Annotated in this window: 4 protein-coding genes; 2 read left to right on the top strand and 2 right to left on the bottom strand. The window is 71.5% G+C overall.

Annotation, left to right across the window (positions count from 1 at the left end):
• Positions 1–13: 13 nt before the first annotated feature.
• Positions 14–751, bottom strand: a complete 738-nt coding sequence (locus tag KD1_RS15315) for a YwiC-like family protein (RefSeq protein WP_068403358.1) — start codon at positions 749–751, stop codon at positions 14–16.
• A gap of 7 nt (positions 752–758) precedes the next feature.
• The gene (locus KD1_RS15310) at positions 759–2,045 is read right to left on the bottom strand and encodes an Ig-like domain-containing protein (RefSeq protein ID WP_068403356.1); all 1,287 of its coding nucleotides are present in this window, start codon (positions 2,043–2,045) and stop codon (positions 759–761) included.
• A 264-nt stretch (positions 2,046–2,309) separates the two neighbouring features.
• On the opposite strand from KD1_RS15310, the gene KD1_RS15305 reads away from it, so the two are divergent.
• Both KD1_RS15305 and KD1_RS15300 read left to right on the top strand, forming a co-directional pair.
• The gene (locus tag KD1_RS15305) at positions 2,310–3,269 is read left to right on the top strand and encodes an o-succinylbenzoate synthase (protein WP_068403360.1); all 960 of its coding nucleotides are present in this window, start codon (positions 2,310–2,312) and stop codon (positions 3,267–3,269) included.
• Between the two features lie 109 nt (positions 3,270–3,378).
• Positions 3,379–3,760 (top strand): hypothetical protein (locus KD1_RS15300; protein ID WP_157073406.1); only part of this gene is annotated, 382 nt, incomplete at its 3' end.

The raw sequence follows: 3,760 nt of genomic DNA, 5'->3' as shown, positions 1-3,760 counted from the left end.
GGGAGGGCTCGGGTCATTCGGCGACGTGGAGGGTCAGGGCGGCCGCGAGCACGGCGATGGTCAACACCGTCTCGATGATGCCGACCGGTTTGGGTTTCAGCTCTCGCGGCGGGAGCAGGATCGCCCGAGCGAGCAACACGGCGAACACCACGGTGAGGGGGAGCGACCCGATGGCCATGACGACGAGCAGCGCCGCGACGTGATACGTGATCGACAGGAGCAGGAACCGGCGGTCACCGCGCTCCCGGATCATCGTCTTGACGTAGAGCACGGTCCCGACGAAGTAGAGCGCCAGCACCAGGGTGATGAGCCAGATCCGGGGCCAATCCTGATGCTGGCCGGCGTCGTGCACGACCGGGGCGAACAGGCAGGCCGCGACGGTCGTCGACAGGCCGCTGATCAAGGAGCGATCATCCCGCTTGGCGTAGGCGACCAGCCCGATCGCGGCCGGCACGAGGAACAGCGGCGTCCAGCGCAGCAGGTCGGGTTGCAGCGCGATGGTCGTCAAGCCGAGCACCGCCGCGACGACGGCGTACGTGCGCACCGGCGGCCACCACTTCGCACGGCGCCGCGACTTCAGCCACAGGCCGGTGGCGAAGAAGGCGAGGTACCCCACGACCCAGAACGCCGTCAGGACGATCTGGGTCGCGGTCACCCCGGAGGTGATGATGCCGGCCAGGGCAGGTGCCGCCAGCATGGCCCACGCGCCATGCTGGTTCGGCACCCATCCGGGCGAACGGCGTCGGGTCATCGGCGGGTCATCGGCGGGTCGTGAAGGTCCAGCTCGTGGTCTTCAGCGGGGTGTCCTGCCGGTCACGGATGCCCGACAGGCTGCTCCCGGAGACGCGCACGCGGTAGGTCGTGCTCGCGCCCAGCTTGCGGGTCGGCTTGAGGTACCACGTGTTCTTTCGCTGCGTGGACTTGGTCAGCCTCGCCGAGACGGCCTTGCCGCTCTTGGTCTGCAGCTTGATCCGAGTGGAGGTCACGTCGCGCACCGTCTCGTTGAACGTCACGCGGATCGACGGGGTGCGCGAGATGCCCTTGGCGCCCGAACTGGGGTAGCGGCTCGAGACCTTGGGCGGCGTGCGGTAGTTCGCCACCGTCCGGGCCCAGACGCGCACGGCCTTGGAGTTGTCGGCGTTCGTGGTGCCGAGCGGGTCACCGTTGTACGCGAGGTTCGGCGTCGAGAAGACGGCCAACCGGTCGCAGTACGCGGTGCCGCAGGCGGTGTTGTACGCCATGACCGTGCGCCACCGCTTCGCCACGTTGACGTAGCCACGCGCGCCTTGGACGAAGGGCTGGTCACCGACGGCGGCGTCGTGGGCACCGCCGAAGTTGTGGCCGACCTCGTGGGCGAACGAGAGGTTGCCGACCGCGCAGAGCTGGTCGACGACGCCGAATCCGTAGGCGAGGCCGGCGGGGTAGTAGGCCACCCCACACGTCTGCGGGTTGGCGGAACCGGTGAACAGGTACGCCAGGTCGGCGCCGCTGCGTTGGGCGGACTTGTTGACTGAATCCCACTTGCCGTCGGAGGGGTTGCGCAGCTGGTTCAGCATTGCCGAGAGGTCGGTCGAATCGGTGCCGCTGACGACCGACGAACCCGCCAGCTTCGCGCGCACGGGGACGCCGGTGTTCTTCAGGGTGGCGTTGAGCGACGTGATCGAGTTGGTGACCAGCGCGTTGAACTTGGTGCGCCCACCGGCCCTGGTGACGGCGCTGTTCGTGCCGGCGATGTAGATCGACACGGTGGTGGTTGTCGTCGTCGCGCTGGTGCGCGCCGCGTCGGCCAGGGCGATCCGCTGCCGCTCGTCGGCGATGGCGTTGCGTGCGGCCAATGGCGGCATGACCGCGTCGGTGCCACGGGACTCGCGCTGCGCGAACTCCGCGGCGTGTTCGTGGTCAGCATGCTCGTGGTCGGCGTGCAGGTCGATGTCGGTGGTGGTGCCGGTGATCGAGGTCAGGTCGGCGTGTGCCGCCCCCACTCCGGCGGTGGTCAGTGGCGCCACGGCAAGGGCGCCGACCAGGGCCAGTCGGACGAACTTCACGATCTCTCCATCTCCGCAGCTGCCCGAGTGGCATGAGGAGCCCCCTAGACCCCGACCGCGCTCGCAGCGTACCCAACCCTGGGGACAACCGTCGGATGGCTCGGCGGGCAGCACTCCCCCTGGGACGCATCGACGATGGCGCGCGGGGTGGGACGGGCATCGGCACGGCCAAGCCGAGACAATGAGCGCGTGACCACCGCAGACCTGCCGCACCCGATCGATCTCCTGCCCGAGCTGCCCTCCGTCGAGGACCTGCTCGCGTCGATGCAGGTCGTGCGGCTGCCGATGAACGTGCGGTTCCGGGGGATCGAGCAGCGCGAGGTGGCCCTGCTCGAGGGCCCGGTCGGCTGGGGCGAGCTCGGGCCGTTCCTCGAGTACGGCCCGGCGGAGGCGTCCCGGTGGCTCGCCGCCGCCATCGAGGCCGCCCACGTCGGTTGGCCGGCAGCGCAGCGCCCGACGGTGCCGGTGAACGCCACGGTGCCGGCCGTTCCGGCCTCGCAGGTGGGTGAGGTGCTCGCGCGCTACGACGGGTTCGGGGCGGTCAAGGTCAAGGTCGCCGAGGCGGGGCAGACACTGGCCGACGATGTCGCTCGGCTGGCCGCGGTGCGCGAACAGGTGGGGCCGGGGACGCCGGTCCGCGTCGATGCCAACGGGGCGTGGGACGTCGACGGTGCCCGCACGGCGCTCCGGTCATTGGCCGCCCATGGGCTCGAGTATGTCGAGCAACCCTGTCGGAGCGTCGAGGAGTTGCGTGATCTGCGCCGCGCGTTGGCGCGGGCGGGCGTGGCGGTGCCGATCGCGGCCGACGAGTCGATCCGGCGCGCCGACGACCCGCTGCGGGTGGCGCACCTCGAGGCCGCCGATCTCGTCGTGGTCAAGGTCGCCCCGCTCGGAGGGGTGCGGATGGCGCTGGCCGTGATCGAGGCCTGCGGGTTGCCGGCCGTGGTGTCGTCGGCGATCGACACGAGCGTGGGGCTGTCCGCCGGGGTGGCGCTTGCGGGCGCGCTGCCGCAGTTGCCGTACGCGTGCGGGCTGGGGACCGGAGCGCTGTTGGCGGCCGATGTCACGACCGCACCGCTGACACCGGTGGGCGGGTCGGTGGAGGTGCGGCCGGTCGAGGTCGACCGGGGCGCGCTCGCGGCGTACGCGGTCGACGGGTCCCGGCGGGCGTGGTGGGAGGAGCGCGTGCGGGCGGCGTACGCCGTGCTGGCCACGGGGCGCTGACATCGGTTGACGTTGCCGGTTGTCCACCGGCGTCGATCGACCCGCGTCGCTGTCCACAGGGGGCGATGAGGCCCTCGGATTCTCGTTGCGCCGGTGATCGGGTGGGGGCATGGAGATCACCACCGGAGCCCAGAACATCACCGCCCGAATGGCCGCCGACCTGTACGACCGCGCGACCCACCTCGACCGCCTGCACGCGCAGACCCTGCACCTGCGCGGCCGGGTCGCGCGGTCCGCGCTGCTGGAGTGGCGATCTCCGGCGGGGAGCGCGTTCATCGCCGCGGCCGGTGAGCAGGTTGTGGCCCTGGGACAGCTCGGCGAGACGTACGCCCGCTATGGCCTGGCGCTGCGGCGGGCCGGTGATGTCGTCGCGGAGCGCGGTGCGCTGGCCGAGGCGATGGCCAACGAGGCGGCCGTCGTGTGGTGGGGGGCCGCCCGTGGGGTGCTCGCGCGGGTGCCCACGGCCGGCGTCACCCCGGGGGACTGGTGGG

The organism is Kribbia dieselivorans NBRC 106261 (assembly GCF_001552435.1).
Classification (GTDB): Bacteria; Actinomycetota; Actinomycetes; order Actinomycetales; family Dermatophilaceae; genus Kribbia; species Kribbia dieselivorans.
Note: the sequence above shows the minus strand (reverse complement) of the source record. Positions and strands in the feature narration are given on the sequence as shown.

Coding starts and splice junctions, on each gene's coding strand:
- KD1_RS15315 (WP_068403358.1), bottom strand. CDS start 751: ATGACCCGACGCCGTTCGCCCGGATGGGTGCCGAACCAGCATGGCGCG.
- KD1_RS15305 (WP_068403360.1), top strand. CDS start 2,310: ATGCAGGTCGTGCGGCTGCCGATGAACGTGCGGTTCCGGGGGATCGAG.